The sequence below is a fragment of the Henriciella sp. genome, from assembly GCF_049649345.1.
GTDB lineage: Bacteria > Pseudomonadota > Alphaproteobacteria > Caulobacterales > Hyphomonadaceae > Henriciella.
The window spans coordinates 1-2,889 of the sequence record NZ_JBARZC010000588.1 but is presented as its reverse complement, the minus strand read 5'-3'; the positions used below and the strand labels follow the sequence as shown (position 1 = coordinate 2,889).

The 2,889-nt window shown below is 56.4% G+C and carries 3 protein-coding genes and 1 pseudogene; 3 read left to right on the top strand and 1 reads right to left on the bottom strand.

What is annotated here, in order from left to right; all coding sequences use genetic code 11:
• Together WA989_RS16250 and WA989_RS16245 are read left to right on the top strand one after the other, a co-directional pair.
• Positions 1-324, top strand: a pseudogene (locus WA989_RS16250) (hypothetical protein); the annotation flags it as partial.
• 5 nt (positions 325-329) lie between these two features.
• Entirely contained in the window at positions 330-953 is a 624-nt protein-coding gene (locus WA989_RS16245) for an MlaC/ttg2D family ABC transporter substrate-binding protein (protein ID WP_424341524.1), read from the top strand.
• A gap of 148 nt (positions 954-1,101) precedes the next feature.
• On the opposite strand, the gene WA989_RS16240 is transcribed toward WA989_RS16245, so the two are convergent.
• Positions 1,102-1,974: a PRC-barrel domain-containing protein gene (locus WA989_RS16240; RefSeq protein WP_424341523.1), complete on the bottom strand. Its 873-nt coding sequence runs from the start codon at positions 1,972-1,974 to the stop codon at positions 1,102-1,104.
• Positions 1,975-2,179: 205 nt separating this feature from the next.
• Here WA989_RS16240 and WA989_RS16235 point away from each other — a divergent pair.
• A partial coding sequence (locus tag WA989_RS16235; RefSeq protein WP_424341522.1) for an alcohol dehydrogenase catalytic domain-containing protein occupies positions 2,180-2,889 on the top strand: 710 nt, incomplete at its 3' end.

The window sequence follows — 2,889 nt, the reverse complement described above, 5'->3', positions numbered from 1 at the left end:
GTCGGCATGGGCGTCGACCGCGCGTTCGACCCGCTGACCTGGACCGAATTCGAAAGTGATCCCGATCTCGATGACGATATCGCCCTCGGGCGGACCGTCCTTGGCGCGATTTCAGCGCGCGCGCGGCTGATCGAGGCGGTCGAGACGCTGCGAGAGCAGCCAGAACCCTATATTGCCCTGCGCCGGAACTATACGTCCCAACGCCAGGCAGCCATCAGAAATGGCGAAATTGAGGACGATCCCTACAAAGATTTGCCTGATTTCGATGATTTTGGTGATTTTGAAGACGATGAAGGGTCAGGGCCCGCGACAGAGCAGGATTAGGAGCCATGATACTACGTAAACTGATAATTAGCGCCGCAACGCTTGCGGTGGTGGCCTCGCCGGCACTGGCTGATGGCAAGACCGAGAGTTTTGTCAAACAGAATGCCAATGAGGTCCTCGATTCACTGAACAATCCGCAACTCGGCCGGACCGAGCGTACGGAGCTGTTCAGCGATTATATGGAGCAATTTGCAGATTTCGACGCTGTGTCGAAATTCGTGATTGGCAAATATTCCCGCCGGTTCACCCAGCAGGAGCTCGCCGACTATCAGGCGGCCTTCAGGGAATATGCGCTGGCGGTCTACGAGAACGAGCTCGATGCCTATCGTGGCAATGAGGTCGTGATCCAGGGATCGACCGACCGCACGGCCAATGATTCCATCGTCGACACGACCATTGCGCGCACGGATGGCAAGAAAATGGATGTGCGCTGGCGCGTCCTCAATCGCGGCGGCCAATATCAGGTCGTTGATGTGGCGCTTGATATTGATGGCAATCTGATCTGGCTGGCCATTGAGCAGCAGGCCCAGTTCCTGGCGCTGCTGGACCGGACCAATGGCTCTGCCGAGGCGCTGATCGACAAGATCCACAGCATGACCGCCAAGCTCGAAGCCGAGCGCCGGACCTGATCGTCCTGACGCGAACATGACAAGACAAAAGCCCCGGGCCTGAGGTCCGGGGCTTTTCTTATCGATGCACAAAGCAAGACCGGCCCCGCTGTGGGCGGGACCGGCCTGTGGCGCTTCAATCTGCGCCTGTCGGTTAGAAACGGATGTCTTAGTATTCGTTTTCCATTTCATTGTCGGTATCGGCATCGAGCGATGCGTCGGCGTCGATATCCATATCGTCTTCCAGATCGTCATCATCGGAATAGCCGTCAGCATCGACATCTTCGTGATACTTGAAGATCGGCATGGTTTCGAGATCGTCATAGGCCGCATCGATGATGATTTCGCCGCCGTCACCCTGCTCAACATTGATCCTGTTGAAGGCGAGCTGGCGTTCATCGTCCATCATGTCACCCACAATGGCGTAGGTGGCCTGGCCATTCTCGGTCAGAATGATGTCGTTGATGCGGATCGACTCATCGGAATTGATAAACTCTGCGGTCGTGCCGATCATTTCCGAAGCAAGACGATAGTCATTAAGACCGTCCTGGCTAAACTCTTCAACGTTCTCGATCGCTTCTTCAGTCATGGCGACCGTGAAACGCGCTTCATCTCCGGCGTTCATCGTCAGGTCAAGCTCGTTGAATGGAAGGGCACCCTTGTCACCAATGGCGTCAAGGAAGTTGCTTTCCCGGAAAATAACGGACTTGATTTCGCCATTTGGGCCGATCAGGAAATCGTCGACTGTAGCAATGTCGTCACCGGTCGAGCCGATCACGGGAGCGCCAATCAGTTCGTCAGCGCTAAGTTCGGTCGATGTCAGATAGACGGTTTCCACGTCCATCATGTCAACGTCCGTGTCGGTATCGGTTTCAGCCATCAGGACTTCGTCGTCCATGGCGGTTTCGTCCGTTTCGTTCGTCATTTCGGCGGTCTGCGTCTCGTCATAAGACGTTTCGCCATATTCTGTTTCAGTTTCTGTACATGCCGCAGCGCCAAAGATAAGGGCGGAAGCAGCAGCAGTAATCATGAGATTCTTCATGTCAGGTCTCCTTCGTGGATTAGTGTTGAATTAACGGGTCAGAGGCTGAGCTGTTCCGTAATGGGACTGGGCGGCACCTAAACATTGAGTCATCTTCCAGTGCTCAACGTGTTGTACGGCCGCTGATCTGGGCGCTTTGGCTTGCCCCGCGGGAGCGAATTCTACATGTTGCGCCAAACCTGAAGACCCCGCGAGGATGACACTTATGAAAACGCGCGCCGCTGTTGCCTTTGAAGCCAAGAAACCGCTGGAAATCGTCGAAGTAGACCTGGAAGGCCCGAAAGAGGGCGAAGTCCTGGTCGAGATCATGGCGACAGGCATCTGTCACACAGACGCCTACACGCTGGACGGGCTCGATTCAGAAGGCATTTTCCCATCCATTCTCGGACATGAGGGCGCAGGCATTGTGCGCGAGGTCGGCAAGGGCGTGACCAGCGTGAAGCCGGGCGATCATGTGATCCCGCTCTACACGCCCGAATGCCGCCAGTGCAAAAGCTGCCTCTCCGGCAAGACTAATCTCTGCACAGCGATCCGCGCGACGCAAGGCAAGGGCGTGATGCCGGACGGGACGAGCCGGTTCAGCTATAAAGGTAAGCCGATCTATCATTATATGGGCTGCTCGACTTTCTCGAACTTTACCGTCCTGCCGGAGATCGCGGTGGCCAAGATCCGCACCGACGCGCCCTTCGACAAGGCCTGCTATGTCGGCTGCGGGGTGACGACGGGCGTTGGCGCCGTGGTCAATACGGCGAAGGTGCAGGTCGGCGATAATGTCGTCGTCTTCGGCCTCGGCGGGATCGGCCTCAACGTCATCCAGGGCGCGAAGATGGCGGGGGCGGACATGATCGTCGGTGTCGACATCAACAACTCGAAGAAAGAATGGGGCGAGAAGTTCGGCATGACGCATTTCGTCAA

Coding starts and splice junctions, on each gene's coding strand:
- WA989_RS16240 (WP_424341523.1), bottom strand. CDS start 1,974: ATGAAGAATCTCATGATTACTGCTGCTGCTTCCGCCCTTATCTTTGGC.
- WA989_RS16245 (WP_424341524.1), top strand. CDS start 330: ATGATACTACGTAAACTGATAATTAGCGCCGCAACGCTTGCGGTGGTG.